This window comes from Bradyrhizobium sp. MI1.3, from assembly GCF_055811695.1.
Window position 1 is genome coordinate 1 of record NZ_JBVVPQ010000040.1, and the last position, 26,586, is coordinate 26,586.

Genomic DNA, 26,586 nt, shown 5'->3' on the forward strand with positions numbered 1-26,586 from the left:
GAGCACGGCATAAGCCGTCCAACCATCGCGCAGGGAAGGCCGAGTGATTGGCTACACCTGTATGCTGCTGTGCGGTTCTTTTGCGCACCATCTTCGCGCAGCGGACCGCGGGTGCCAGCCGGCACCCGGCCTTCCCTGCACCCTCTTGGACAAGAGGGTGGAATGACGAAGCAAAGCTCGGGCGAAATGCGCCGCGAGGATGCGAAGCTGTGCCTGTTAGGTCGTAGGATGGGTAGAGCACTTGCGAAACCCATCATGCTTCCGCGCGGATGAAACAGGATGGGTTTCGCTTCGCTCTACCCATCCTACCAGCGCTGCTAAAAGTGCGCGACTGGCTAGCTGCAGCTCAGCGGCACCGGCTGGCCGGGATGCAGCTCGTACCAATCATAGCAATCCGGACCGGCGCCGTAGAATCCATATCCGGCGCGGAAGCGGCCGTCGCGGTGAAACGCGTGCTGGCCGAAGCCGCGGGTTGCGGCATGATCGCCGAAGCCTAGGTGCTCGCCGCCGAACCGGGCGCCGCCGCCGAAGCCGCCCTCGTGCCCCATGCCGCCGAAATGCGCGCCGCCGCCAAAGCCCGCATGTCCGCCGCCGAATCCGCCACCGCCAAATCCGCCGTGGCCGCCGCCACCACCACCGCCGCCGTGCGCGTCGGCCGTGCCGATGGCGAGCGTCGAGGCGAGCGCCGCTGTTGCCAGAATCATGATCACTCGTTTCATGGAAAACTCCTCTCGTGTTGAGCCCGGCCATCCCTGAAGCCCGCTTCCGCGCCGCGCGGTACGCGCGAGGCTGCTTGATGGCCGGGTGTGTGACGCTGGAGAGGTAGGAGCGCTGCGCGGCAATCCAACTGAATTCGACGTCAGACATTGGGGTCAGACATCGGGCTCGCCGCGCACGAAGGTGATCGCGCCGCGCCTGGTCGCGACGCAACGCAAGGGAGCGGGCTGACGAGATCAGTCCGCTCCCTGTCATTCGATATGCGTCCGGGCGGCGAAGTCACTCGGCCGGATGCGTTGGCGCGATCAGAAGAAGCTGCCGGTGCCGGGCTCGCAAGGCACGTTGTTGCCGGTCCACGGCGCAGTGGCGAAGGCGCCGACGCGCGGCGCCGGCACGCAGCCACGTTCGCCCTGATAGACCGGCGCGCTCGTCGCGATCGTGTCGGCCGCCGTCGCGGGTTGCCGCACGAGGCGGTGATGCTCGCGCGCCATGGCGGGGCCGCCGAGCATGGCGGCCGCAATCAGTCCCATCGACAACAGTCTGGACGTGGTCATTCGCTCTCTCCTTTGATGACATCAGGCCGACCAAGCCGGCTGGTCGTCGAGGTGTGCGCGACCGGGCACGATTCAAATGCACGAATTGCTCACCGCAATTCAACGGCCCGTGAGCCGATGTGACGTCGCACCACGATCGTGCGAATCCATAACATCCGTTGTCCCCCGGACGACTGCGAGCGCGTCGAGCTCATATGTTCGGTGCAGCGCAGTTCGGAGCGGAGCCCACAAGATGATCACGACATTGGCAACACGCGTCGCTCTTGCACTGGTGCTGCTCCTCAGGCGCGCAGCCGACATCATGAACTGCAATTCAATGGCGCCCCATGCGCCGCAAGCCTATCTCCTACCTCAGCGAGTGGCCGGCAACAGGCGACATCAGGGCCGCGCGTTCGACGAGCACGGGCATCGCACATGACCCAACGCGTCGCCGAGCCCACGCGCCCCTACCGCGCGCCGAGACGCCGCGTGGAACGTGGAGCGAGGGTCATGAACCGGATTCTCCTGATCGAGGACGACGCCGAGACCGCCGAGGCGATTGTCGCCGAGCTTGCCGACCGCGGGTTCGAGGTGCATTGGTCCGCCGACGGCGTCGACGGCCTCGACCGCGCGCGCGTGTCGAGCCCCGATGCCATGATCGTCGATCGCATGCTGCCGGGAATGGATGGGCTGACCGTCATCGAGGCACTTCGCAACGACCAGGTCAGGACGCCCGTTCTCGTCCTGAGTGCGCTCGGCGCGGTGGACGACCGCGTGCGCGGATTGCGAATGGGCGGAGATGATTACCTCACAAAACCGTTCGCGATCATCGAGCTGGTCGCGCGGATAGAGGCGTTGCTGCGCCGTCCGATCGACAGCCGCGAAACCATCCTGCATGTCGGACCGCTCGAGCTCGATCTGATCGAGCGGACCGCGCGGCGCGGCGAACGCCGGCTCGAGTTGCTGCCGCGCGAATTCCGCCTGCTCGAATACATGATGCGCCGGAACGACCAGGTGCTGACGCGTGCGATGCTGCTGGAGGAGGTCTGGAACTACAAGTTCGTTCCGGCAACCACGAACCTGATCGACGTGCATATGGGCCGGCTCCGTCACAAGGTCGACGGCCCCGGAGAGGTGCCGCTCATCCACAACGTCCGAGGCTCCGGCTTCGTCCTGCGTTCGCGGCAATAGGGGCCGGCGATGCGTCAGATCCAGCTGATCCGCTCCAGCACGTTCCTTTCGGCCCTGGCCATGGCGGCCGGCTTCGCGCTGTTCGTGGTCGGCCTGTTCGCATTCATCTACTGGAAGCTCGACAACTATCTGGTCGCGCGATCCGATCGCATGATTACCACCCAGATTCACTTCATCTCAGACCTGTCGCCGGCCCATCGCATCAGCGCGATCGCGGATCATCTCGATCAGGATTCCAGGGGCGTGCAATACGCGGGACTGTTCGATGCCGGGGGCACCCGCCTTGCCGGCAACATCGACCACGTGCCGCGCGAGCTCGGGCTCGATGGAGCGGTGCAGGGCGTGCGCCTCGATCTCATCAAGTCGCCGACGGTGCACAATCCTGTCGTCAGGGTGGTTGGCAAGCGCCTCGACGGCGGCGATGTCCTGGTGGTCGGACGGAATGTCGATGAGACACGCGAGATCTCGAGCGTGGTGGGGCAGGCGCTGGCCCTGGGCCTGCTGCCGGCCTTCAGCCTCTGCCTGCTGGCCGGTGCCTGGCTCAGCCTGCGCGCCCAGAGGCGCGTCGAGGAGGTGAACCAGCGGGTCCAGCGCATCGTGGCCGGCGAGCTGCGCGAGCGGCTTCCGCAGGACGGGACGGACGATCCGTTCGCGCGGCTGGCCGGGATCGTCAACGGCATGCTCGACGAGATGGAGGCGATGATCAATGCGCTCGCCGGCGTCGGCAACGACATCGCCCATGATCTCAGGACGCCGCTCACGCGCGTCCGCCTGGCGCTGGAGCGCGGGCGCTCCCATGCGGCCACTCTGGAGGAGCTGCAGGAGACCATCGACAAAGCCATTGCCGGCATCGACCAGTCGCTCGCGATCGTCACCGCCCTGCTGCGCCTGACCGAGATCGAGAACAACCGCCGCATGGCGGGCTTTGGCGAGGTCGCGCTGGACGAGATTCTGCGGGAGGTGTGCGACGTCTACGAACCCATCGCCGAAGACAAGCGTGTGGGGCTCGGTGTCGTCATCGAGCGCGATGTGCTTGTGTGGGGCGACCGGGACCTGCTGTTCGAGGCGGTCGCCAATCTCGTCGACAATGCCGTCAAGTTCACGCCGTCAGGCGGTCGGGTCGAGCTGGCCCTGGAAGCGGACGACGACACGGCGCTGGTGCGCGTCAGCGACACCGGGCCCGGCATCAGCGAGCAGGAACGCGAGGCGGTGCTGCGGCGGTTCTATCGCTCCGACAAGATGCGCCATACGCCGGGAGTCGGCCTCGGACTGAGCCTGGTCGCCGCCATCGTCAAGCTGCACGGCTTTCGGCTGATCGTCGGTCCCGCCCCTGGTGGACGGATCGAGATCCTTGCCTGGACCGGACGGATGGGCAAGGCCGCCACGCGCCGGTCGCGGACATTGCTGCGCGCAGACGCAGACCAGATGGGATGAGCCACATGGTCCACGATTTCGAGATTGATCAGCCGGCCTGGAGTGCGGGAGCGACAGATGCAGACTAGCCACGAAGTGTTGAGGATCAATCCCCCTGCGACGCCGGTCGCACCGGTGTCGGCGCCGTTCCTCAGCGCATATTCCGCGGCCATCGGGCGCTACGACTTCCTTGAGCCCGGTCAGGAGCAGCAGCTTGCACGCCGCTGGCAGCAGACGAGGGACCGAAGCGCAGCAGACGCGCTCGTCACCAGCCATCTCCGGCTCGCGGCCAGGCTGGCGCGAGGCTACAAGGGATACGGCCTTCCGATGGTCGATCTGATTGCCGAGGCTAATCTGGGCCTCGTAATCGCAGCGTCACGCTTCGAACCCGGCCGCGGCGCGCGCTTCTCCACCTTTGCGGTCTGGTGGATCAAGGCCGCCATTCACGAATACATCCTGCGGTCCTGGTCCCTCGTCAAGATCGGCACGACGGCCGCGCAGAAGAAGCTGTTTTTCAAGCTCCGCGGCGAGATCAGGAAAGCCACCGGCAGCGCGATGTCGGGGCTCACGCCTGACGTTGCCGAACTGATCGCCGGGAGGCTCGAGGTCACCGCGCGTGAGGTGATCGAGATGGACGCGCGGCTGCATGGCGACATGTCGCTGAACGTGCGCATCGGTGGCGAGGACAGCGGAACCGAGCTGGAAGCCTTGCTGGTCGACGGGGCGGTCGACGCCGAGACGGTGCTGGTCGATCACGAGCAGACCGAGCGGCGTGCCAGCGCCTTGCGTGTTGCGCTCAGCGGGCTCGCGGCGCGGGAACGTCGCGTCTTCGAGGCGCGGCGGCTGACGGAATGCCCCGTCACGCTCGATCGGCTGGCCCACGAACTCTCCATATCCAGCGAACGTGTTAGGCAGATCGAGATGCGCGCCTTTGCCAAGGTCAAGCGCGCCGTGATGCTTGCCGTGCAGGATGCGCCACGGGGCACCGCATGCAGCGTCTGAATTCGTTTTCATTTGAACGCAGGTCCGGCCGCTCTCATCTGTCCGACGATCCCGCGTAACTCCCTCCAGGCAGACCCCCATGGGAATTGTTCGCTTCGCGCTACGGCTTCCGCACACATTCTATGTGCTTGCTGCGCTGATCCTGTTCCTCGGCGGGATCGCAATCCGGTCGATGCCGACGGATATTTTCCCGGAGATCCGGATCCCCGTGGTCACCGTGATCTGGAGCTACACCGGCCTGTCCACGCCGGAGATGGAGCAGCGCGTCAGCACCTACAGCCAGTATTCGATCAGCGCCAATGTCAGTGGCATCAAGAATATCGAAGCGCAGACCCTCAACGGCCTCTCGATTCAGAAAATCTACTTCCAGCCGGACGTCAATCTCGATCTCGCGATCTCGCAGATCGTCTCGGGGACCAATGCCATCCGCGCCCTGATGCCGCCGGGGATCCAGCCGCCGATCATCGTGCAGTTCAATGCCTCGAGCGTCCCGGTGCTCCAGCTCAGTCTCCAGTCGAACAGCCTGAACGAGCAGCAGCTCTACGATTTCGGCATTTACCGCGTCCGCCAGCAGCTGGCTCCCGTTCCGGGCGTGACCCTGCCCACGCCTGCCGGCGGCAAATACCGCCAGATCATGGTCGACATCGATCCGAACAAGCTCCTGTCGCGCGGATTGACGCCGCTCGACATCGTCAATGCGGTGAACACCCAGAACCTGACGCTGCCGACCGGCACGACCAAGATCGGCGACACCCAGTACACCGTTCGAACCAATGCGACGCCGGCCACGATCCAGGATCTCAACATGATCCCCGTCAAGTTCGTGAACGGGGCCACGATCTTCCTGAAGGACGTCGCCCAGGTCCGCGACGGGGCCCAGGTCCAGCAGAACATCGTGCGCGAGGACGGCCACCGCGCCGTCCTGCTCAGCATCATCAAGAACGGAAATGCCTCCACGCTCGCTGTCGTCAACGGCGTCAAGGCGGCGTTGACGTCTATCCGCGCGGCGGCTCCGGCGGGGCTGAAGATCAACGAGCTGTTCGACCAGTCGATATTCGTGACCCATTCGGTCAATGGCGTGCTGCGCGAAGGTGCGATCGCCGCCGGCCTGACCGCGCTGATGATCTTGGTGTTTCTGGGATCGTGGCGGTCGACGCTGGTCGTCCTGATCTCGATCCCGCTGGCGATGCTGTCTTCGCTGATCGTGCTGTATTTCCTCGGCGAGACCCTCAACACAATGACGCTCGGCGGGCTCGCCCTCGCGGTCGGTATCCTCGTCGACGATTCGACGGTGACGATCGAGAACACGCACCGGCTCTGGACCGAGGAAGGCATGCCGTTGCCCGAGGCGACCCTGCACGGAGCCGCTGAAATCGCCATCCCGACGCTGGTCTCGACGCTCGCGATCAGTTGCGTGTTCACCTCGGTCGTGTTCCTGGAGGGCCCGGCCAAATACCTCTTCACGCCGCTCGGCCTGGCGGTGGTGTTCGCGATGTTGGCGTCCTACGGGCTGTCGCGAACGCTCACGCCGATCACCATCGGCCTGCTGCTGAAGGGCGAACGGCGTCATGGCGAGAGCGCGCGCCCGTCAGGCATCTTTGCGCGCGCCTCCGCTGCGTTCGAGCGCGGGTTCGAGCACCTGCGCGAGGGCTATTCCGATCTCCTGCAAAAGTTGTTGCGGCGTCGTGCCGTCGTGCCCGTCGTCGCCGTGCTTGTGCTGGCGCTCGGAGCCACCATGTTCGCCTATGTCGGCAGGGATTTTTATCCCGTCATCGACGGCGGCCAGATCCAGCTCCATGTTCGCGCGCCAGCGGGTACGCGGATCGAGCGTACGGAAGCGATCTTCCAGGCGGTCGAGGACAAGGTCCGCGAGGTCATTCCGGAAGGCGACCGGGCGTTGATCGTCGACAATATCGGTCTTCCGGCGCGGGCCTACAATCTCGCATTCACCGACGGCTCGACGATCGGAGTGAATGACGGCACCATTCTGGTATCGCTGAAGGATGGGCACAAGCCGACGGCGGATTACGTCAGGAAGTTGCGGCAGGTGCTGCCAGCGGCGTTCCCGGAGGACACCTTTTATTTCCAGGCGGCCGATATCGTCACGCAGATCCTGAACTTCGGGCTTCCCGCGCAGATCGATGTCCGCACGGTCGGTTACGGCAGCAACAATCTGGCCGTGGCCAAGGAGCTGCAGAAGAGCCTCGCGGCGATCCCCGGCGTGGTCGATGCGCATCTGCAGCAGGAGGTCGATGCTCCCGCGTTCTACGCCGACATCGACCGCACCCGCGCCGCACAGCTCGGCCTCAATGCGAGCACGGTGGCGACCAATATCAATGTCAGCCTCAGCTCGTCCGCGCAGGTCTCGCCGAATTTCTGGACGGACCCGACGTCAGGCATCCCCTATTACCTTGCGGTGCAGACACCCGAATACAGGGCTGATTCGCTGAACGCCTTGGGCAACACGCCAGTGTCGGCCTCGGCTGCCGCAAGCGGTCAGACGGTGCCGGGCTTGCTCAGCAATGTCGCGACGTTCAAGCGGGGGACCGTTCCCACCAATTCGAACCAGGCCAATGTCCAGCCGGTGTTCGACGTCTATGCGAGTGTCCAGGGCCGCGATCTCGGCAGCGTAGCGGCCGATATCGAGAAGGTGACGTCAGCCCTGCAGAAGCAGCTCCAGCCAGGCAATTCGATCCAGGTTCTGGGACAGATCCAGAGCATGCATCAGTCGTTCCGCGATCTCGGGATGGGACTGCTGTTCGCCGCTATCCTGGTCTACCTGCTGATGGTCGTGAACTATCAGAATTTTGGCGATCCCTTCGTCGTCATCCTGGCGCTGCCGGCGACATTTTGCGGCATCGTGACGATGCTGTTCATTACCGGGACGACGCTGAACGTGCCATCGCTGATGGGAGCCATCATGGCGATCGGCGTTGCCTCGGCAAATTCCATCCTGCTCGTGACCTTCGCGCGTGACGAGCAGTTGAAGGGGCATTCCGCGTTCCAGGCGGCGCTGAGCGTGGGCCGTACGAGGATCCGGCCCGTCCTGATGACCGCGGCCGCGATGATCGTAGGCATGATCCCGATGGCGATCGGCGGTCCGGGCGAGGAGCAGAACGCGGCGCTCGCGCGGGCGGTCATCGGCGGGCTGCTGTTCGCAACCCCGACCACCCTGCTGATCGTGCCGTATCTCTTCGCCATGCTGCGCAAGAGCAACGATGGCAAGCCTCGGCACGGCGTATTTGAGGAGCAACCGGAATGAGCGACGTTCGCGCAAGAACCGATGACGACGGTGCGAGAGATCGCCCCGGGGCGGAAAACCTCCGGGTTGTGGAGCTGCCGAGCAAGGGCGCACGATCCGGACGCCCTTATGGTGGGGCGCTGCTGGGCGGAGGCCTGCTCCTGCTGCTTGCGGGCGGTCTCGGCATCGGCGGCTGGCGGCACTACGAGGTTGCGCGTCAGGTGGCCGCCGTGGCCGAACAGGTTCGGACCAACATTCCGGAAATTCGGGTGGCGACGGTCAAGCCCAGCGGCGACATCATGAAGGTCAGCCTGCCAGCGACGACGACTGCATTCGAGGCGGCCAACATCTTCGCGCGGACCAGCGGCTACATCGAGAAGCGCCACGTCGATATCGGCGATCGCGTGAGGAAGGGCGATCTCCTCGCGGAAATCACCGCTCCCGAGCTGGATCAGCAGATCGCGCAGGCGCAGGCGACGCTCGCCCAGGACCAGGCTGCGCTTCAGCAGGCGCAAGCCAGCCGGGAGCTGGCCGACGTCACCAACTCGCGCGACAGCAATCTTGTCAAGCAAGGCTGGTTAACGGCACAGCAGGGCGACAACGACCGTCTCACCCTGCGCGCGCAGCAGGGGGCTGTGGGCGTCGCCCAGTCGAACATCACGGCGCAGGAGGCGCAGATTCGCGTTCTCCAGCAAGAGAAGTCCTACCAGCGTGTGGTGGCGCCGTTCGATGGCGTGGTCACGCAGCGGAACGTGGACAATGGCAGCCTGGTGCAAGCCGGCTCCACCTTCATGTTCACGATGATGCATTCCGATGTGGTCCGAACTCAGGTCTTCGTACCGCAGGACGAGGCTTTCGGAGTTGCCCCGGGCGTCGATGCGGACATCCGCGTTCCCGAGATTCCGGGGCGGACGTTTGCGGGCAAGGTCACGCGGATCGCAACCGCGCTGCAGCCGGGGAGCCGAACGCTGCTGACCGAGATCGACGTGCCCAATCCAGATGGTCTGCTCAGTCCCGGCATCTATTGCACCGTCGAACTATCGATACCGCGCAGGACGCCATCAATGACGATCCCGTCCGACGCGCTCGTCTTCGATCAGAATGGCCTCCACGTCGCGGTCGTGCGGAACGGCACGGTCCACTTACAGCAGGTCTCGATCTCCAGGGATTTCGGCACCACGGTGGAAGTGCGCGACGGCGTGCAGCCCGGCGATCAGGTCGTGCTCAATCCTGCGGTCACGCTGGCAGAAGGCAGCAAGGTCACCGTTCGCAAGCTTGAGACGAGCTAGGGACACGAGAGATGATACGGTTCGCGTTTGCAATGATGGTCGCTTTCCTGCTCGGCTTCTCTCCGGGCCAGGCACAAATCGCAACGACCGGCAGCACCGCAATGGATCTGCCGACGGTGCCGGGCGCGATCGTGATCTCGCCGCTCAACAGCCCGGGGCCGTTTTCCGCAACGACTGTGCCGGGTGCTCCGGATACGACGCTGGCGCCCGTTCCGCTGGCGTCGGATCCGGTGACGCCGGGGACAGTGGTCATCTGCGCGCCGCCATCGTCATCGCTGTCGCCGGTGCCGGCGACTCCAGCTGTATCGCCCACGGGTCTTTCGCCTCCGGGCATCGCGGCTCCGATCCTGCCGCTCACGGGACAGAGCGGTAGCTCCATCGGGACGATTCCCGCGGCCGCTCCGGCGGGAACAGGTGCGACAGTGGCCTGCAGTTCAACGCCGGGAGGACAGGTGACCAGCGCTGCGTCTTTGCCGCTTTCGATTTCGCAAGTGCCTGCAAGCCCCGCGCCCGGCACGATCCCGGCGGACGCCAGCAACGCCGGCGGCACGGGCATCGACCCGAACGCCACCGTCGTGCCGAGCCCTAACAGCGCGGCTTGCGCGGAAGGGGTCTCTATGAACCTGGCGGAGCCCGCGACAGTGGTGCCGGCGAACGCCTCAGGCGCAGCGCCGACGCCGGGCGTGTCGCCGATCCTGCCGCCGGGATGCTGAGATGGACTTGCAGGGCTTCCGTGTTATCGCATCACACGGCATTCGCCAGTCATATTGCCGGGCGCAACTTGCGGACTTCGGCATCCGGGGGAAGCACGCTTCCACCATCCCTATATTTCCAGTCTACCATGACGGCTTTGTTGCCCCTGACCGCGGTGCGACCGACGAATGTTCCCATCGTGCTTTGATGATCGATCGAACGCCAAATTGCCGGTCCAAACGGTGTATCGAAGCTGACATTGCCAAACCCATCCGCCATCGTTTCGGTATCGAGGCTCCCGAGCCGCTCGATCGGAGCCACGATGGAGCTGATCATGGCGTGACCGACCACGGAGCCCATGGTGGGAGCCTCGCCATATCGCGAGGAATACGCCGATGCGAATGAACTGTTGGCGCGGTCCAGGATCTCGGTCACGGGATAGCCGGTCACGATCCAACCTGTCGGCGCGTCCTCTCCGAGCGGATGGAGATATTCGGGTTCGCCTGTCGTGAACGACACGACATCTCGTCCTTCGAACAGGCCGCGATCCTTTCCCTGCCGGACGAATTTGGTGAGATCGGGCCCGAAGGTGATATTGAGGATCGCCTCGGGATTCTGCTGTGCGAGCGCGTTCACGACCACGCCGGCATCGATGGCAGCCAGCGGCGGCCATTGACTGCCAACGAACGCGACATCGGGGCGACGTTGGCGGAGAAGCTGCATGAACCACCTTACGGCCGACTGCCCGTACTCGTAGTTCGGAGCGATTGTCGCCCATCGTGTCGCCTTGAGTTGAGCGGCCTCCTCAACCAGCATCGCTGCCAGCATGTAGGTCGAGGGGCGGAGCCTGTAGCAATATCGATGTCCCCGCTCCCAGACGAGGGCATCCGTGAGCGGCTCGCTCGCCACGAACAAGACCCGGTTCTGCCGGGCGAAGTCGCTGATCGCGAGGCCGACATTCGACAGATATGCGCCAGCCAGCAGATCGACGTCGTTCCTGCGCACGAGCTCCTCTGCCGCGCGGATCGCGACGCTGGGTTTGCCTTCGTCGTCCCGGCTGACGACCTGCAGCTCGCGACCGAGAAGGCCGCCTTTGGCGTTGACCTGCTCGACCGCCAACTGCCAGCCGCGACGATAGGGCAGGGTGAACGCGGGGGCGCTGCTATAGGAGTTGATCTCGCCGATCCTGATCGGTCCCGTGCCCTGCGCACGGATGATGCCGGGCGAAAACACCGAAGCGCCGATGCCGCCCAAAATCTGTCGTCGAGAGATGTTCATCACGCAAGGTCCGGAAGATGGAGTGAAGGGCAGTGTCGGCCGAAAGGCATCGCAACCTAATGGCAGGTGCAGGATGGGAGCCGGTCGCCGTCGGATGTCGAAAGCGAGATGCCCGGTATTTCAGCCAGAGTGCGGGCAAAGGCGAGTGCGGGAAGGTCAATCTCCTGATCGAACAGCGCGCTCACCGGGCCCACAAGATCAAGGGCCGTCTGCTGACGGTTCGATTTCGCCATGATCCCTGCCCACGCAGCCGCAACTTTCAACTCGTAGAAGCGGCATTGCTGGTCCCTGGCGATGGACAGTCCCTCGGCGAACAGCACCTCGGCTCGCGAAAGATCGGATGGTCCGTTGGCCAGGAGAATCTCGGCCTTGATCCGCAATAGGTCCGCAAGGCACCACAATTGCCGGCCTTGCCGCGACATCGACAAGGCCTCTTCCACCGCGGCCAGGGCCTGCGCAGCCTCACCGATCGCGAGCAGGCCTTCGGCGAGCGATCCGAGAAACTCGGGATTGCGCATCAGCCAGCCGTTCTCGGTCCGCGCCTTCAGGCCGCTGCGCAGCAGCGCTATTCCGTCGTGATGCTTGCCTTGCAGAACCAGCAATTGTCCCTTCAGGCAGGACGTCCAGCTGGTCCAGAAAGCTATTCCCTCGCGCGTGACGAGTTCGAGAAGGGAGGATATCGCCTGATCGGCGGCGGCAAGATCATGCGTCATCAGCGCGATCGGGCAGACGGCATTGCGGAGTGCATAGGCGATCGCAAGCTTGTCCTTCTCGCGCCGGGCCTCCTCGAGGCACTCGGCGGCCAGAGATCTGCTCTGGGTGATCCTGCCCTGCAGCAGCAGGACGCGCGCCAACATCGCCTTGGCGAGGACACTCTGGTTCAGCAAAAACCACATCTGGTTCGCACCGCCGTTCAATCCGTGAGCCGAATGGTCCAGGGACAGCGTCAGCTCGCGTCGTGCATCCTCCTGCATTCCAAAGAAATGCGTGGCAGCGCCGATCAGGCGACGGCCTACCGCCTCGTTGGCGGGATTTCCGGTGCGTAGCGCGATCTCGAGGTAGCGTTCGCCAACCTCCTTGGCCGCGGCATATTGGCCCGAGTTGAGATTATAGCTCCACAAGGTCCAGACCGCCTTGAGCTGAAGCTCGAGATCGGACAATTCCTCGGCGAGCACGAGACCGATGCTCAGCGCCGCCTTCATGCGGTCCGCTGTTCCCGCCGTGTTGAGAAGTGCGAAACCCAACGCGACATAGAGCTGCGCCTTGAGCTTCGGAACGCAGGTGAACCCGGGACCGAAATGCGCAAGCGCGTGCTCGATCCGCGTCGAGCATTCCACGAAAGACAGCAACTGCATCCATACCGGAACGAATCCGGCCGTCAGTTCGATTCCAAGCGCGGTCTCTCCACCGGGCGAGAACGCCCAGTCGAGCGCGGCGTGCACGTTGCCGATCTCCTGAGCGAAACGGGAGATGTCGTCGGGAGCGGGAGAGGCATCGCCGAGCGGTGCGATGATCTGCCTGAGAAAGCCGGCCTGCCGCCTTGCCGCCCGCTCGACGAGGCCTGCCTCTGCGAGCTTCTCCAGCGCATAAGCGCGGGTGCTCTCCAGGAGCCGCCATCGTCCCTCGAATGAGGGGTCCAGCGACACCAGCGATTTCCCGACCAGATTGAACAGGGTTTCAATGACGTCCGACCGCGACAGAGTGTCGTCCATCATTGCACTGGCCGCATCGAGCGTGAAGCCGGCCGGAAACACCGCGAGCTGGCAAAGCAGGTGCTGCTCTGCCGGGGTCAAAAGGTCGTAGCTCCAGTCCAGTGTCGCTCGCAGGGTCTGGTGGCGCGGCAACTGGTCGCGGCGGCCGCCATTCAGGAGCTCGAAGCGCTTGTCGAGACGGAGCAGTACGGTATCGACCCCGAGATTGGCGGCCCGGGCCGCGGCAAACTCCAACGCGAGCGGAATGCCGTCGAGGCGGCGACAGATGGCGGCGATCTTCCGGAGTTCCTCCGCGCCCGCAACGAAGGTCGCACGTAGGGCCCGCGTTCGCGCGACGAACAGCTGCACTGCGCTTGCCCGCAGCAGCAAGTCGGGATCGTGCATCTCGGGATCGGGAACCGACAGCGCCGGAATGGCCGCAACATATTCGCCGTCGATGCGGAGACCTTCGCGGCTGGTCGCGAGCACGGTGACGTTCGGACAATAGCGAAGCACGGCACTGGCGATCTGCGCGGCGACTTCGATCACATGCTCGCAATTGTCCAGGACAAGAAGCAGACGGCGGGTTCCGATGGCCTGCGCAATGCTTGCGGCCGAGGCTTCCTTGTCGTTCGAGGCGAGCTTGAGTGCACGGGCGCATGCGGATGCCGCAAGTGCCGCATCCTGCAGGGTCGCAAGTTCGACCAGCGCCACGGAATCGTTGAACGCGGGCGCGACGCTGCGCGCCAGCTCGATTGCCAGCTTCGTCTTTCCGATGCCGCCGGGTCCGACGAGGGTCACTGCCCGATAGGCCGAAAGCACATCGACCAATTGGCTCATGCAATCCTCGCGACCGATAAGAGGCGCACGGATACTCGGCAGGTTGCTTGAAAAGGGCACGTCGGCCGGAATCGTTACCGGTGCGGCGGCAGGGTGATCCAGATGCCCGCTTTGCCAAGTCCCGGAGAGGGTATAGCCGCGGCCCGAAACCGTCTTGAGGAGATTGCGATCCTCCCCGAGTGCCTTGCGGACGGCCGAGATATGGACCTGAAGCGTGTTGTCTTCGACGGTCAGGCCCGACCAGACGCTTCCGATCAAATCATCCTTGGTGACCAGGAGACCCGCGGAGCCGACCAGCCTCTCGAGAACCTCGAACGCGCGGCTTCCGATCGGCACCGTGACGTCGTTGTGCCTCAACTCTCTTCGTTGGCAATCGATATGCCATTGTCCGAAAGAGTAGGTGCGATCAACCGACATAAGGGGGCCCGTGATTCAATTCCGCCGCCGTGATCCGGGGGAAATCACGAGCCCGCCCCTTGAGGTCACCGATCCCTGGCATGGATTTGAAAGCGTCAATGCGGTTGGGTCTCCTACAGGGGAGATCGTCAGCGTGTCAAGAAGGTCCGCTCAGTCGCCGGGGCTTCGTTCATTATCAATGCTGACACCCGACACGTTGGTGATCGATACACGAATTCGTGACGACGTTCGGGCGCGTGTCAGAATGGAAAGGGTCCCTCGGAGGGAACCTGATGCCATCAAAGGAAGCATCATTTACTCGGCATCGCCGAGAATCGTCAGCGCAAGAACTCCGGAGCCCAAATGCTTCCAGGAGACGTGCACCAGTCGCAAGAACGGCGGCCTGGTCGTGAGCCGCCGTCCTTCCTTCCGCCGAGAGGTCAAAATCCGGAACGTTGAGGCGATCAACTTCCGGTCGGCGTCAACCGGACTTGCTCCGGTTCGCGAACTCAATAGCCCGAGGTGGGCTCGCAGGGCGGCCGGCGCCAGGGGGCGGTCGCGTACGCACCGACGTCGGGAGCACGGGCGCAGCCGCGCTTGGCGGAGGCCGGCACGCGCTGAGCCGACGCATAAGCCTCGACATTGGTACGCTTCGCGTTGCCTTCGCGGGCCATCGCGGGGGAGGCAATCATGGCCGCGACAACGAATCCGGCCGACAAGAACTTCAGTGTCGTCATCGAACATCTCCTTGAGAAAGCGACGCCAAGAACGCCTCGGCCCGCACCTGAGACATGTGCATGCGTGCGCCGGATCCGCAGTGTCGATCGAACGAACATTTTCCTCTTTGCACGAAGCCGTCGCGGTGCGTTGAATTCATACATCGACGGCTCATCCGACAGGAGGTTCGCGCGCTAGTTTGGTGAGGACGTCGCCTGGTCAGTGCGTCCATCCAGCAGTGGGCCAAACCATTCCCATCTTTCGCCGGTGAAGCGCATCATCCGGAGCTGCTCGATCGGACGAAAGTCCCTCGGTGATGTCTTTATGCGAACACCGGGAATGTAGGCTTCGAGGTCGAGATCGAGATCGGTGGCCACGCGCATGATCCTTTCGTGCGTGAGATCGTCGCCGCAACGCCTGATCACCTCCACGAGTGCACTCGACATGTTGAAGGCCACCAGCGGCCCGCTCTCCGATCGATCTGCCTCCGGATAGTATTTCGCCATGAACGCGCGAAAATGCTGCATGCCCGGATGGCTGTCCCACTGCGGATCAGTCACGTCCATCTGATACCCCGCGCTGAGAATTCCTTTCGCATTGTCCAGTCCGGCGGGCTTCAGCACCGCGCCGACCGAGACCGAGACGTTCGTCACGATGTGGATGGGATGCCAGTCCAGCTCGGCGAGCGTCCTGATCGCCTGCGCGGCGAATTTGGGTGTTGCGATGTCGATGAATATGTCGGGCGCAGCGGCCTTGATCGCGGCGACCTCGGAGTCGATCGTCGGGGTGCTGACCTCATATGATTGGCTGGCAATCACCATTTGCGCGTACTGGTCCTGCAGCACGTCCTTCAGGCCGAGCAGATAGTCGCGTCCAAAGTCGTCGTTCTGGTACAGGATACCGATCCTTGCCCCCGGATGGTGCCGCAGAATGTAGTCCGCATAGATGCGTGCTTCGGTTCGGTAGCTCGGTTGCCAGCCGATGGTCCACGGAAAGTGCTCGGGATCCGCCCAGCGCGATGCTCCGGTGATAACGAACAATTGCGGCACATGCCGGCTATTCATGTATTTCTGGATCGCTGCGTTGCTGACCGTGCCGAACGGAGCGAAGATCGCAAGCACCTCGTCGTCCTCGACGAGCCGTCGCGCTTGCTCGACCGCTTTGGATGGACTGTAGGCGTCGTCGTATGAAATGAAATTGATCTTCCGGCCGTTGATCCCGCCATTGTCGTTGACCATGCGGAAATACGCGCTCATCGTCCTGCCGATGATGCCGTAAGCAGATGCCGGGCCACTGTAGGGCATGATGTTGCCGATCCGGATCTCGGTGTCGCTTGCGCCGGGATCATATCGTGGCTCCGCGGAAGCGCTGCCGACTGCAAGCGCAGCGCAGGAGATGAAGAGCTTTCCCAGGCGCCACGCGTTGCCCGAAATCGAATAACCAGTCCTGCCTGCGATCAAGCGATGCCTCCATGGCGCTGCCGGTCTTTGCACATGCCAACCCTGACGAGGCGTGGCTCGGCCGCGCCCGCTCGAGGCGGCGGACGAGCGCGTGCAGCAGTCGGCGTAGCGACTATAGCGCGGACGGCGCTGCGCGCCCGGTTGCGGATGCTGAAGAACTGTTAAGTTTCGCAGTTTTTGGGTCGGCTATCCGAATCGATGCAATCGGCCCTGCCGCGAAGCCGGCAGGGTGCGCCGCATGGCGCGGTCGCACTCCCGGATTACGGGCACCATCATCCGCACCTGCAGAAAGCAGAATACTGGATTGTGGTATCTCGTCATCGATGCCAGTTGTGGTCGCGAAATTGGCCTATGCCGAAGACGGGCGCGGCACCGCCCGGCCGTTCGAGACCCATTCGCCCGGCGGGCGTCAGTGCGCCGCCATTCAGCACGTCGCGATCGGGGTACATCGATGCAAAGGCTGCCGGCTCCTGATCAGCGAAAGACCAGGCTGCGGACGCCGACGATATCGTTGCCGTTGAGAGTAGCGCCGCTGCGATTAGAATCTTGAATACACTCATAGCGATTCTCCATTGTTTGCTCCGTGCGGAGAGTCGCTTGGCGATGATCGCTGCTCGGCTGGTGGCGTTTCCGAAGTTTTTTTGATGAAAATGATCTAGGTCGTCGGAGCGGAAAGTCCCGGTGGATCTGCATCACTCCTGCGGGAAGAGTCTGTCACGCTTGTCAGGATTCTCGCGCGTTTGTGCGTAGTCAAACGCGTCCGGTGTCCGTTTCTGGGAGGCGGATAGTTTGAATACCTGGAGTGTGAGCAATGAAATCATTTGCTGTTGTTTGCGTCCTCGCCTGCGTTGCGCTTTCGGGCACTGCGTCCGCCCGCGGCGGCATGGGATCGCATATGTCGATGGAGAGCGGCGGTGCGCTCGGGACGAGCGCCGCCGCGCCGGGCACGAACTCGCTGGGCACTGCGCTTTCGTCGTCCGACGGCGGTGGTCACGCGATGAAGGGGCCGTTGCTTGGCACAGACCAGACCATCGACAAGGAAGATGCCCGGCTTGAGAAGATGCTGGAAGGATCGATCTGCCGCGGCTGCTGAACGGCGCGCATTGCGAGACAGGGGCCGGCGGCCGCGCCGCCCGGCTACCTGTGTCTTTCGACGGGGTTGGTGGTAAGCTGGACTGAAAATGACGAAACCGCTTGGGGCTGTCCCAATGATGGCTGAGCCGGGCCAGCGTCCCGTCTACATTTGCGCGGAATGGGAAATCGATCTTGCCAGACGCGAATTGCGCTCGAACGGCGAACTCGTTCCGTTGGGGGGGCGTGCCTTTGAGATTCTTGCGGAATTGGTTCAGGCGCAGGGCCAGCTCGTCACCAGGGACGACCTGAAGGAGCGGGTCTGGCGGGGCGTCTTTGTCGAGGAGAGTGCACTTCGCGTGCATATCGCTGCGATCCGAAAGGCGCTCGGTTCCGACCGCGACATGTTGTCAACCAGCGTTGGCCGCGGTTATCGTTTGCTGGGAGCATGGCGGGTTCAGCATACGGACACCCCGCTACAATCTGCCGCAACCGGCCTGCTGCCGTCGATCAACATTCCCAGCGCATCATTCGATCTCATCGGCCGAACGGCTGCGATCGCACATTTGTGGCGGCTCCTGTCGGCCTATCGCATCGTGAGCCTGGTCGGGCCTGGCGGCATCGGAAAGACGTCGCTCGCGCTAGAGGTCGCCAGAACGCCGCCGCCCGGCTTTGTGGCTGACCGGTTGCTGGTCGAGCTGGCCCCACTGTCCGATCCAAAGCTCGTCTGCTCGGTCATCGCCAGTGTCCTCGGCACCAAGCTCGAGGGCGAGGAGATCTCGCCTGATGCCATCGCGCGCGCGATCGGCTCTCGGCCATTGCTGCTCATTCTCGACAATTGCGAACATGTCATCGACGCCGTGGCGCAGGTGGCCGAGTTGGTTGTCAGCCACTGTGCGGGGACGGTCGTTGTTGCGACAAGCCGGGAGGCGCTGCGTATCGAGGGGGAACATGTCTACCGCGTGCCTCCTCTGGGCGTACCGCCTGAAACCTGGCACGAGCCCACTGACGCTTCCGCGTATAGCGCAGTGGAATTGTTCACGAGCAGAGCGAAGGCGCTGGGTTCGAGTTTTGTACCCGACGAGGAGAACATCGGCGCTATCGCATCCATCTGCCGCCGGCTCGACGGCATTCCGCTGGCGATCGAGTTTGCGGCGGCGCGCGCAGTCATGCTTAGCCCGCCGAAGATCGCGTCACTTCTCGATGACAGGTTCAAATTCCTGACGACCGGCCGGCGCACGGCGTTGCCGCGGCAGCAAACGCTACGCGCAACGCTCGACTGGAGCTACGACCTCTTGCCGGACGACGAGGCGTGGCTGCTCCGGCAGCTCGGCATATTCGCTGGCGAGTTCCAGCTCGATGCAGTGATTGCTGTTGCTGGCGAGAACATCGGCGATGTGACCGGCCAGCTTGCCAGGCTGGTGGCAAAGTCGCTCGTTCTCGCGGATATTTGCGGCGACAGCCCGCATTATCGTCTGCTGGATACGACGCGTGCCTATGCATTGGAGAAGCTGCGTGCCGGCGGAGAACATCCCGGCGCAGCCTACCGCCAGGCGAAATACTACTGCGGATTCTTTGCCAGCGCCGAAGCCGACAGCGAAGTGAGGCCGCAGGCGGAGTGGCTCACCCTCTATGGCCGACACATCGACAACGTGCGAACTAGTCTCGATTGGGCCTTCTCCCCCGGCGGGGACTCGCAAGTCGGGGCCGCCCTGACGGCGGCCGCGGTCCCGCTCTGGGTGCAATTGTCGCTGCTCGCCGAATGCCGCGAGCGGACCGAACTCGCTTTGGCGCGCCTCGATCCGTCGGCTGCAAACGCGCCGCGACTTCGGATGCAGCTGTCGGCCGCGCGCGGCTGGTCACTGATGTACGGTGTTGGCAGGGCCCGGGAGGCCGGTCCCGCCTGGGCTGCGACCCTACAGCTCGCCGAGCAGCTCGGTGACAGGGATTACCTGCTGCGCGCGCTGTGGGGGCTCTGCATCGATCAGTTCAATAACGGCGAATTCCACAAGGCGCTTGAATTTGCTAATCGCTTCGCGGAGGTCGTGGCCGATTCCGGCAATCCCGTCGATCGCATGATGGCCGACCGCCTTCTCGCAACCACGCTGCATTATCGCGGCGACCAGCGGCTCGCCTATCATCATATCGGCCGAACCCTGTCGCGGCTCTCGGAACTTGCGGCAAAGCCGCAGGTCATTCGTTTCCGGTTCGACCTGCGGGTCTCGACGCGCTATTTCCAGGCGCGGATCCTGTGGTTGCTCGGCCTCGCGGATCAGGCCTTGAGCGTCGTCGAGCACAACGTCGAGGAAGGCCGGACCAGTGGTCACGCACTCACGTTTTGCAGCGTCCTCGGCCAGGGTGCCTGCCCGATTGCGTTCCTGGCCGGCGATCTCGACGCCGCCGAGCGCTATTGTACGATGCTGCTCGAACACACCGAGCGACATCCGATCCGCCTGTGGAATCTGTGGGCGCGCGCCTTCAGAGGAATGCTGATCTCGCGCCGGGGTGACCTCGCGACCGGATTGCCCCTGCTGCGCAAGACGTTTGAGCTCGCGGGCGAGGCGCGCCACCTGCCGCGCTTTCTGCTTCCCCTCGGTGAACTCGCGGTATGTCTCGGCGACGCCGGCGAGGTATCGCAAGGCCTTGCGACCGCCGACGAGGCGCTCGCGCGATGCGAGGCGAGGGACGAGGGGTGGTACGTCGCCGAACTCTGGCGCATCAAGGGCGAATTGCTGCTGCTTCCCGGCGAGCACCGCTCGGCGATCGCCGCCGCGCAGGCCTTCGACAGGGCATTCGAGGTGGCGCGGAGCCAGGGCGCCTTGGCTTGGGAGCTGAGAACGGCGATCAGTGTGGCACGATTGAAAGTGAGCGAGGGGCATCCGGCCGATGCACGCCGTGTTCTCGCGTCCGCATACGGCAAGTTCACTGAAGGTTTCGAGACGGCGGACCTCCGCGACGCGCGTGCAATGCTGGCGAAGCTCGGATCGTAGGTCCTAGATGCCCCGGGAGCGGCATCCGATTCAACCAATCGGATGCCGGTGCAGCCTCGGCGAGCACCGCATCGGTCGGGGCAAAGGGCGCTTATGGATCAGGAGAGGGTCATTTGGCCGCAGACGCGTACGGGCGCGCCGGATTCAGCTCGGCAAGCAACGCTCTCGCCATCTTGAGGCTGCGCGTATCGAAGCCCTCGGTAAATCGCAGATAGACGGACGCAAGCATATCGTGCGCCTCCTGGCAGCGACCGCCTCGCTGCCATAGTCTCGCAAACCCGATCGCCGCGCGAAGCTCATAGCCCAGCGCTCCTTGATGACGAGCGAGGTCGAGCGCCTGCACGAAGCTCATCTCCGCCTGCGAAAGATCCGGATTGCTCTTGTGCATCAGCGCTTCAGCCCTTGCGCGCAGCATGTCGGGCATCTCCATCATGAAGTTGCAGTGCCGGGCCTGGACAATCGCCTGATCAATGGTGTCGAGGGCTTCGTCACCGTGACCTGTAGCCGACAAGGCATCGGCGAGGGACATGCGCAACCCTGCGACCGCACCGAAGCTCTGGCTCTGCAGCTTGTCGATCGAGCCTTTCAGCATAGCGAGCCCGATGCCGGTCTCGCTTCGGGCCAGCAGCGTAATCCCCTTCATCGCCTCGCCGACCATCTGGAGAATGGCGAGGTTGTGCCTTCGAGCCTCCACGACGAGCCTGTCGATGTGTTCTTCGCAATCCGCCAGATCGCCATTCCAGAAGAAGACGTCGAATGCCCATGCTAACGCTCGGCAGAACATGACCGGATGGTTCGTCGCGATCACGTCGGAGATCGCCCGGCGCACCATTTGCGCTGCTTGATCCGGATATCCCTGAAGCCAGAGGACGCGCGCAAGGGTGATTTGAGCGCGTTTAGGGTATTCGAGGGTGAGGCCGCTAAGGATGTCCCCATCCATGCCCGGATGACGCAACGCCGCTTCGATGTATGAGCGGGACTCAACGAACCTGCCGAGATATTGGTAGGAGATGCTGAGCAACACGCGCATGCGCGCGACGGCAATGGGATCGTTGCTGGTCAGCGCAACGGCTTCGCCGCGTTTGGCGGTGGCCAGTACCTCATCATATCTGCCGACGAACAATTGCAGCAGGTGCAACTGGTCGATCAAACGGATCTGCCCTTGCACGTCGCCGATCTTCTCGGTCAGTTCAAGCGCCCGGTTGAGATGATTAACGCCCACTCCGTCGAGCCGTCCCGTGAGCATGCGGGCGGCGCCCAGCGCAGTGTGAAGGACGAGACCCTGCCTGATGCTTCCATTGGTTTCATCCAGTGCTTCGATGGCGCGAGTGACCCAGAGTTCGCATTCCGCCAGGAGCGACAGCTTGAAAAACAGCGGAATCGATGCCGCAGCGAGCGCCACGCCGATTTTGCGGTCTCCCTGATCGGAGAAGCACCACGTCAGCGCGGCGCGGACGTTACCGAGCTCCTCGGCAACCGCCGAAAGGTCTCGGTTCGCTTCGCTCCCGATCCTTTCAAGGAGACCGCGAAAGTAGCAGGCGTGACGTCGCGAGATCGCGCCAGCGTCCCCGCTGGCGACAAGTTTCTCTTGCGCGTACGCCCGGGTCGAGTCGGCAAGGCGGTAGCGGGTTGGTTGCGAGCCGGTGTTCAGTGTAAGCATCGACTTGGCAACGAGGCCGTCGATGATCGCCAGGATCGTGTCGTCGTCCTCCGTGGCCGCGGCAATCGATCGGGCGGCGTCCAGGGTCATGCCGCCGACGAACACCGACAGCCGGCCGAGAATCACGCGCTCCGGTTCGGATAGAAGATTGTAGCTCCATTCGATGGTTGCGCGCAGCGTCCGGTGTCGGGGCAGTGCCGTGCGTCGCCCCTCCCACAGCAAATTGAGGTGCTGATCGAGGAGCTGGACCATCGCCCTCGCGCCGTATGCGCCCACATGGCCGGCGGTGAGTTCGATGGCAAGCGGGATGCCGTCGAGCCGACGGCAGAGGTTGCCGACGTCCGGGGCGTTCGCATCCGTCAGCGTGAACTCGCCGCCTCCTGCAGTCGCACGCTCCACGAAGAGTTTCACGGATGGGTAAGCGAGGGCGTTCGCGGCCGTCAGAACGGCCTTCTCCGGCGGGCTCGGGAGCGGCGGGAGACGGTATGTGAACTCGCCTTCGACGCGCAGCAACTCCCGGCTCGTGGTCAGGATGTGCAGCTCCGGGGCCGCCTGGTAGAGCCGCTCGGCCAGCGCCGCCGTTGCTTCGATGACATGCTCGCAGCAGTCCAGAATGAGCAGCATGCGCCTGTCGCGCAGGAATGCCGCCAGGCTGCTCGCCGGATCATTCGATCGCGCCGGCAGTCCAAGTGACGATGCGACGATCGCCGGCACCGGAGCGGCGTTGCCGGTTTCGCCGAGACCGATGAAGTGGACATGTCCGGCGAATTCCGCGAGCAGGGCGTGGCCCGCGGAAATGACGACCGTGGTCTTGCCGATGCCGCCGGGGCCGACAACCGTGACGAAGCGGTGGGCTCTCAGACTTTCCGAGATGTCCTGAATGGTATGCTCACGCCCCACCATCTGCCGGGGATGCGCCGGCAAATTGTGGACATAAGTCGGATTGGTCGACGCAGCTTGCCTCTGTTTGGGGCGTGAGACCGCGGCGACGAAGCAGTAGCCCTGGCCGGAGACCGTGCTCAGATATCTGGCGCCGGCATCGCCGTCTCCGAGTGCTTTGCGGAGTGCGGCGATATGGACACGCAGGCTGTTTTCCTCGACGTTGGCGCCCGGCCATGTCGTGGCTATCAGATCCGTCTTGCTGACGACGTTGCCGGCCTGCCGGACCAGCGCGAGCAGGATGTTGAACGCACGATCCGATAATCGGAGCGGGCTCCCGTTTCGTTCAATCCGCCGCTGCGAGAGGTCGAGGCGAAACGGCCCGAAGAGAAAGATCTCATGGGCGGACTCGTCTTGAGCGGAGCGGCCGGCTTGGGCCATCATGTCGTTGCTTTGCCAGCGGGGGACCATTTTCGGATATCAACCCGGCGCACGACTCGTCACGTTCTATGACTTGGAAGCACACCAAGACGTGTGAACGCAGTGGCCCTTAAACGGTAACATCCGGTAGTTTCGGGGTAAAGCATCGGGCTCTATCACTTTCGTCTGAGGCTTGGATGTGCGGCGCCACGATGCGCGCCTTATCCGATCAATGTCGGCTTGAGAATGTCTTCCAGTCCGATCCGGCGGAGCAGTTCCGCGCGGACGCTGTCGGCGACGGTGTCGACGGCTGCAGCCCCGTCGTCGTCCGGACCGAAATGAACGCGTAGCGGACGCTGTCCGAATGGCATATCGACGATATCGGCTATGGCGGTCGCGACGTCTTGCGGAGTTCGATCCTTCGCCGGAAGCTGCCCAAGTGCCGACAGCGCGATCTCGCTCAAATCGGCCGTCGGACCATCCGCGTATTCCTCTGCCCGAACGGTGTCCAGCGGCCGGCCGGAGCGAATGTAGTGGCCGGGCCCGAGCGCGCTGGGAACGACGATGGTTGTCTCGACACCCCAACGCGCGAGCTCGCCGGCATAGCCGAGCGCTAGCGCATCCAGGGCAGCCTTTGAGGAAGCATAGGCGCCCAGGAAAGGAACCGAGCCGCCTCGCGCGCTGCTCGACGAGACCCATATCAGCAGGCCATGGCCCTGCTTGCGCAACTGTGGCAACGCGGCCCGATTGAGCCGTTGCGCACTCAGCACGTTGGTGTCGTAGAGTTCGGCAAGCTGGGCCGGTGTAAAGGCCTCCGCCGGCCCGTAGAGGACCTGGCGGGCATTGTGCACGATCACGTCGAGGCGGTTGTTCTCAGCGACGATGGCGTCGATAGCCGAGTTGACGGAGGCTTCCGAGGAGACGTCGAACGCGATGGTTCGGAGGTCCGCGCCACGCTTGCCGTCCTCGGCTCCGCCATCCGCGCCGCCGTGCTCATCCACTTCCGGCATTGAAACGTAGACCGTGTGGCCGGCCTGTGCCAATTTCCTGCAGGTGCTTCGTCCGATGCCGTTCGCAGCTCCTGTGACGATGATCACTTTGCCCATTCGAATCCCAATCGCATTCCACCTTCCGCAAAGACGCCAGCGCCATCGCGACACGTTCGTCGTTTGGCGATTGATCCCTGGCCTTGTGCGAAGAGTTCCTGAAATACAGCCGGGCGCAAGACGGGTCTTTCGAGCCCGGCGGCTGATTTCCAGATCGCACGAAATATTTCGAGAAAGCCCGAAAGCGGATGAGGACGGGTCTCCCGCGGACCGGGCAGGCTCGAACGTGCCTTCGCGAAATTGGCGTTGGCTTTCAGAAGATCGCGGCTGTGGCCGCCGGCTACAAGAGCCGCTCGGCAGAACGGGCCGTGTGACGCGTCTGTGTCAGCTCGCTCGTTACGAGGAGAAGCGATGAATCAATCAGGCAAACTGCCGCGTTCGGGACTCGGACCGCTCGTGTTGATAGCGGCCATCCTCGGAGGCGGGGCTGCGGCGTTCGCGTACACTGCGGGCTGGCTCTCGCCCGGGCGCCTGACGCCGGAGCAGATGATTGCGGCGCTGACGCCTCCGAGCGGCGCACCGCTCGGGCACCGGCGAAATCATGCGAAGGGGATCTGCTTCACCGGCATCTTCGAGGCCAACGGAAACGGCGTAGAACTTTCGCGGGCCAAGGTCTTCGAACGCGGCACGTATCCGGCGCTGGGTCGCTTCAATCTCGGCACTGCGGATCCGAACGCCGTGGATGCAACTGTCCGTGTGCGCGGTTTGGGATTGCAGATCGCCGCAGCGGATGGCGAAGAGTGGCGGATGGCCCTGATCAACCCGCCGTTCTTTGCAGTGTCCACGCCGCAGGCGTTTCACGACCTGCTGATCGCATCCGCCGAGAAGGAGCCGGAGGCGATGAAGATTTTCATCCACGCAAATCCGGAATTTGCCGCCTTCGCGACCTGGGCGAAGACGGCGCCCTGGACCACCAGCTATGCGGAGGAGCCTTACCACGGGCTCAACAGTTTCATCTTCACGAACGCGAAGGGCGGGGAGCACGCGGTGCGATGGTCGCTGCTGCCCACTGTGCAGCCCGTTCCGGTTTCGCAAGCCGAGCTGGAAAAGCGCGGTCCGGATTTTCTCGAGCAAGAGATAGTGGAGCGAATCAGGACCGTCGGCCCGCAGCGCTGGACCATGGTTACGACGGTCGCAGATCCCGGCGATCCGATCGCGGACCCGAGCAGGCCCTGGCCCGAGGGGCGCCGTACGGTGCAGCTCGGAACGCTTGCCGTGCAGCGGATCGAACCCGAGCGGGATGGACCCTGCCGCGACATCAACTTCGATCCGACCGTGCTGCCGCGGGGAATCCGGCTGTCGGACGATCCTTTCCCGGCCGCGCGCTCGTCGGTCTACCGCAAGTCCTACGATTTGCGTGCGGCCGAAGCCGGCGACTATCCGCGAACCGAGTCGGCGAGGCCATGAGCAACGCTCCGCATCGTTTCGCCCTGATCCAGCGGCTGCTGCACTGGCTGATGGCAGCCTGTATCGTTGCCATGTTCTTCATCGGCGTCGGCATGGTGTCCACCGTGGCGCCGAAGTACTTGCCGCTCATCCTGATCCACAAGACGCTCGGCGTCACGCTTCTGGTCCTCGTTGTGATCAGGCTGGCGCTGCGGCTCCATTACGGCGCGCCGCCGTTGCCGGCAGATCTTCCGCCGGCGATCAAGCTGGGAGCAAGATTGTCGCATCGGCTCCTCTATGGCTTCATGATCGTCATGCCGTTGCTGGGTCTCGGCATGCTTTGGGCTGCGGCTTATCCAGTTGTCGTGTATGGCGGGATTCGAATTCCGGCGTTGCTGCCGCAGAGCGACCGCGTGCACACATTGCTATGGAATGCTCATTTTTACCTGGGCTTCGCGTTCTTTGCCCTCGTGCTACTGCATCTGGCGGCGGCGCTGTTCCACGCAATGGTTCGCCGCGACGGCGTGTTCGGGACGATCGCACTCTTTCCACTCGGGAATGGGACGACGCCGGCAGAATGAGCGCTTGGCGCGTCGGCGACATGCGCGGCTCA

18 protein-coding genes are annotated in these 26,586 nt (G+C 63.8%); 10 read left to right on the forward strand and 8 right to left on the reverse strand.

Annotation, left to right across the window (positions count from 1 at the left end):
- Nucleotides 1-335 precede the first annotated feature (335 nt).
- Both AC0L3A_RS25775 and AC0L3A_RS25780 read right to left on the reverse strand, forming a co-directional pair.
- Nucleotides 336-719 carry a hypothetical protein gene (locus tag AC0L3A_RS25775; RefSeq protein ID WP_219681618.1) on the reverse strand — a complete coding sequence of 128 codons (384 nt, stop codon included), beginning with the start codon at nt 717-719 and terminating at the stop codon, nt 336-338.
- A gap of 303 nt (nt 720-1,022) precedes the next feature.
- Nucleotides 1,023-1,271 (reverse strand): hypothetical protein, encoded by a 249-nt coding sequence (locus AC0L3A_RS25780; protein ID WP_219681617.1) that lies wholly within the window; start codon nt 1,269-1,271, stop codon nt 1,023-1,025.
- 489 nt (nt 1,272-1,760) lie between these two features.
- Here AC0L3A_RS25780 and AC0L3A_RS25785 point away from each other — a divergent pair, with 489 nt between their 5' ends.
- From AC0L3A_RS25785 to AC0L3A_RS25810, 6 genes are all read left to right on the forward strand, one after another.
- Nucleotides 1,761-2,441 (forward strand): response regulator transcription factor, encoded by a 681-nt coding sequence (locus AC0L3A_RS25785; RefSeq protein ID WP_035993491.1) that lies wholly within the window; start codon nt 1,761-1,763, stop codon nt 2,439-2,441.
- Nucleotides 2,442-2,450: 9 nt separating this feature from the next.
- A complete protein-coding gene (locus AC0L3A_RS25790) occupies nt 2,451-3,875 on the forward strand; it encodes a sensor histidine kinase (protein WP_473255416.1) in 1,425 nt (474 codons plus the stop codon).
- 57 nt (nt 3,876-3,932) lie between these two features.
- Nucleotides 3,933-4,856, forward strand: coding sequence for an RNA polymerase sigma factor RpoH (gene rpoH, locus AC0L3A_RS25795; RefSeq protein WP_473255417.1), 924 nt, complete (start codon nt 3,933-3,935; stop codon nt 4,854-4,856).
- 79 nt (nt 4,857-4,935) lie between these two features.
- The gene (locus tag AC0L3A_RS25800) at nt 4,936-8,118 is read left to right on the forward strand and encodes an efflux RND transporter permease subunit (protein ID WP_473255418.1); all 3,183 of its coding nucleotides are present in this window, start codon (nt 4,936-4,938) and stop codon (nt 8,116-8,118) included.
- The gene (locus tag AC0L3A_RS25805) at nt 8,115-9,386 is read left to right on the forward strand and encodes an efflux RND transporter periplasmic adaptor subunit (RefSeq protein WP_354127191.1); all 1,272 of its coding nucleotides are present in this window, start codon (nt 8,115-8,117) and stop codon (nt 9,384-9,386) included. The genes AC0L3A_RS25800 and AC0L3A_RS25805 overlap by 4 nt, the downstream gene beginning before the upstream one ends.
- A gap of 11 nt (nt 9,387-9,397) precedes the next feature.
- Nucleotides 9,398-10,099 (forward strand): hypothetical protein, encoded by a 702-nt coding sequence (locus AC0L3A_RS25810; protein ID WP_354127192.1) that lies wholly within the window; start codon nt 9,398-9,400, stop codon nt 10,097-10,099.
- Nucleotides 10,100-10,148: 49 nt separating this feature from the next.
- On the opposite strand, the gene AC0L3A_RS25815 is transcribed toward AC0L3A_RS25810, so the two are convergent.
- From AC0L3A_RS25815 to AC0L3A_RS25830, 4 genes are all read right to left on the reverse strand, one after another.
- On the reverse strand, nt 10,149-11,357 hold the full coding sequence (locus AC0L3A_RS25815; RefSeq protein WP_354127193.1) for an ABC transporter substrate-binding protein: 1,209 nt from the start codon (nt 11,355-11,357) through the stop codon (nt 10,149-10,151).
- A 56-nt stretch (nt 11,358-11,413) separates the two neighbouring features.
- Nucleotides 11,414-14,245, reverse strand: a complete 2,832-nt coding sequence (locus AC0L3A_RS25820) for an ATP-binding protein (protein WP_354127194.1) — start codon at nt 14,243-14,245, stop codon at nt 11,414-11,416.
- Nucleotides 14,246-14,793: 548 nt separating this feature from the next.
- Nucleotides 14,794-15,021, reverse strand: a complete 228-nt coding sequence (locus tag AC0L3A_RS25825; RefSeq protein ID WP_219681611.1) for a hypothetical protein — start codon at nt 15,019-15,021, stop codon at nt 14,794-14,796.
- A 174-nt stretch (nt 15,022-15,195) separates the two neighbouring features.
- Nucleotides 15,196-16,461: an ABC transporter substrate-binding protein gene (locus AC0L3A_RS25830; protein WP_007596093.1), complete on the reverse strand. Its 1,266-nt coding sequence runs from the start codon at nt 16,459-16,461 to the stop codon at nt 15,196-15,198.
- An 811-nt stretch (nt 16,462-17,272) separates the two neighbouring features.
- On the opposite strand from AC0L3A_RS25830, the gene AC0L3A_RS25835 reads away from it, so the two are divergent.
- Together AC0L3A_RS25835 and AC0L3A_RS25840 are read left to right on the forward strand one after the other, a co-directional pair.
- A complete protein-coding gene (locus AC0L3A_RS25835; RefSeq protein WP_007596089.1) occupies nt 17,273-17,554 on the forward strand; it encodes a hypothetical protein in 282 nt (93 codons plus the stop codon).
- A 115-nt stretch (nt 17,555-17,669) separates the two neighbouring features.
- A complete protein-coding gene (locus tag AC0L3A_RS25840) occupies nt 17,670-20,522 on the forward strand; it encodes an ATP-binding protein (protein ID WP_354127195.1) in 2,853 nt (950 codons plus the stop codon).
- Between the two features lie 109 nt (nt 20,523-20,631).
- Here AC0L3A_RS25840 and AC0L3A_RS25845 read toward each other — a convergent pair whose 3' ends face one another.
- Both AC0L3A_RS25845 and AC0L3A_RS25850 read right to left on the reverse strand, forming a co-directional pair.
- On the reverse strand, nt 20,632-23,505 hold the full coding sequence (locus AC0L3A_RS25845) for an ATP-binding protein (protein ID WP_246648721.1): 2,874 nt from the start codon (nt 23,503-23,505) through the stop codon (nt 20,632-20,634).
- A 197-nt stretch (nt 23,506-23,702) separates the two neighbouring features.
- A complete protein-coding gene (locus AC0L3A_RS25850) occupies nt 23,703-24,587 on the reverse strand; it encodes an SDR family NAD(P)-dependent oxidoreductase (protein WP_007596085.1) in 885 nt (294 codons plus the stop codon).
- A 351-nt stretch (nt 24,588-24,938) separates the two neighbouring features.
- Between AC0L3A_RS25850 and AC0L3A_RS25855 the strand changes: the two genes are divergently transcribed.
- Together AC0L3A_RS25855 and AC0L3A_RS25860 are read left to right on the forward strand one after the other, a co-directional pair.
- Nucleotides 24,939-25,994 (forward strand): catalase family peroxidase, encoded by a 1,056-nt coding sequence (locus tag AC0L3A_RS25855; protein WP_354127287.1) that lies wholly within the window; start codon nt 24,939-24,941, stop codon nt 25,992-25,994.
- Nucleotides 25,991-26,554, forward strand: a complete 564-nt coding sequence (locus AC0L3A_RS25860) for a cytochrome b (RefSeq protein ID WP_473255419.1) — start codon at nt 25,991-25,993, stop codon at nt 26,552-26,554. The genes AC0L3A_RS25855 and AC0L3A_RS25860 overlap by 4 nt, the downstream gene beginning before the upstream one ends.
- The last annotated feature ends 32 nt before the right edge of the window (nt 26,555-26,586 follow it).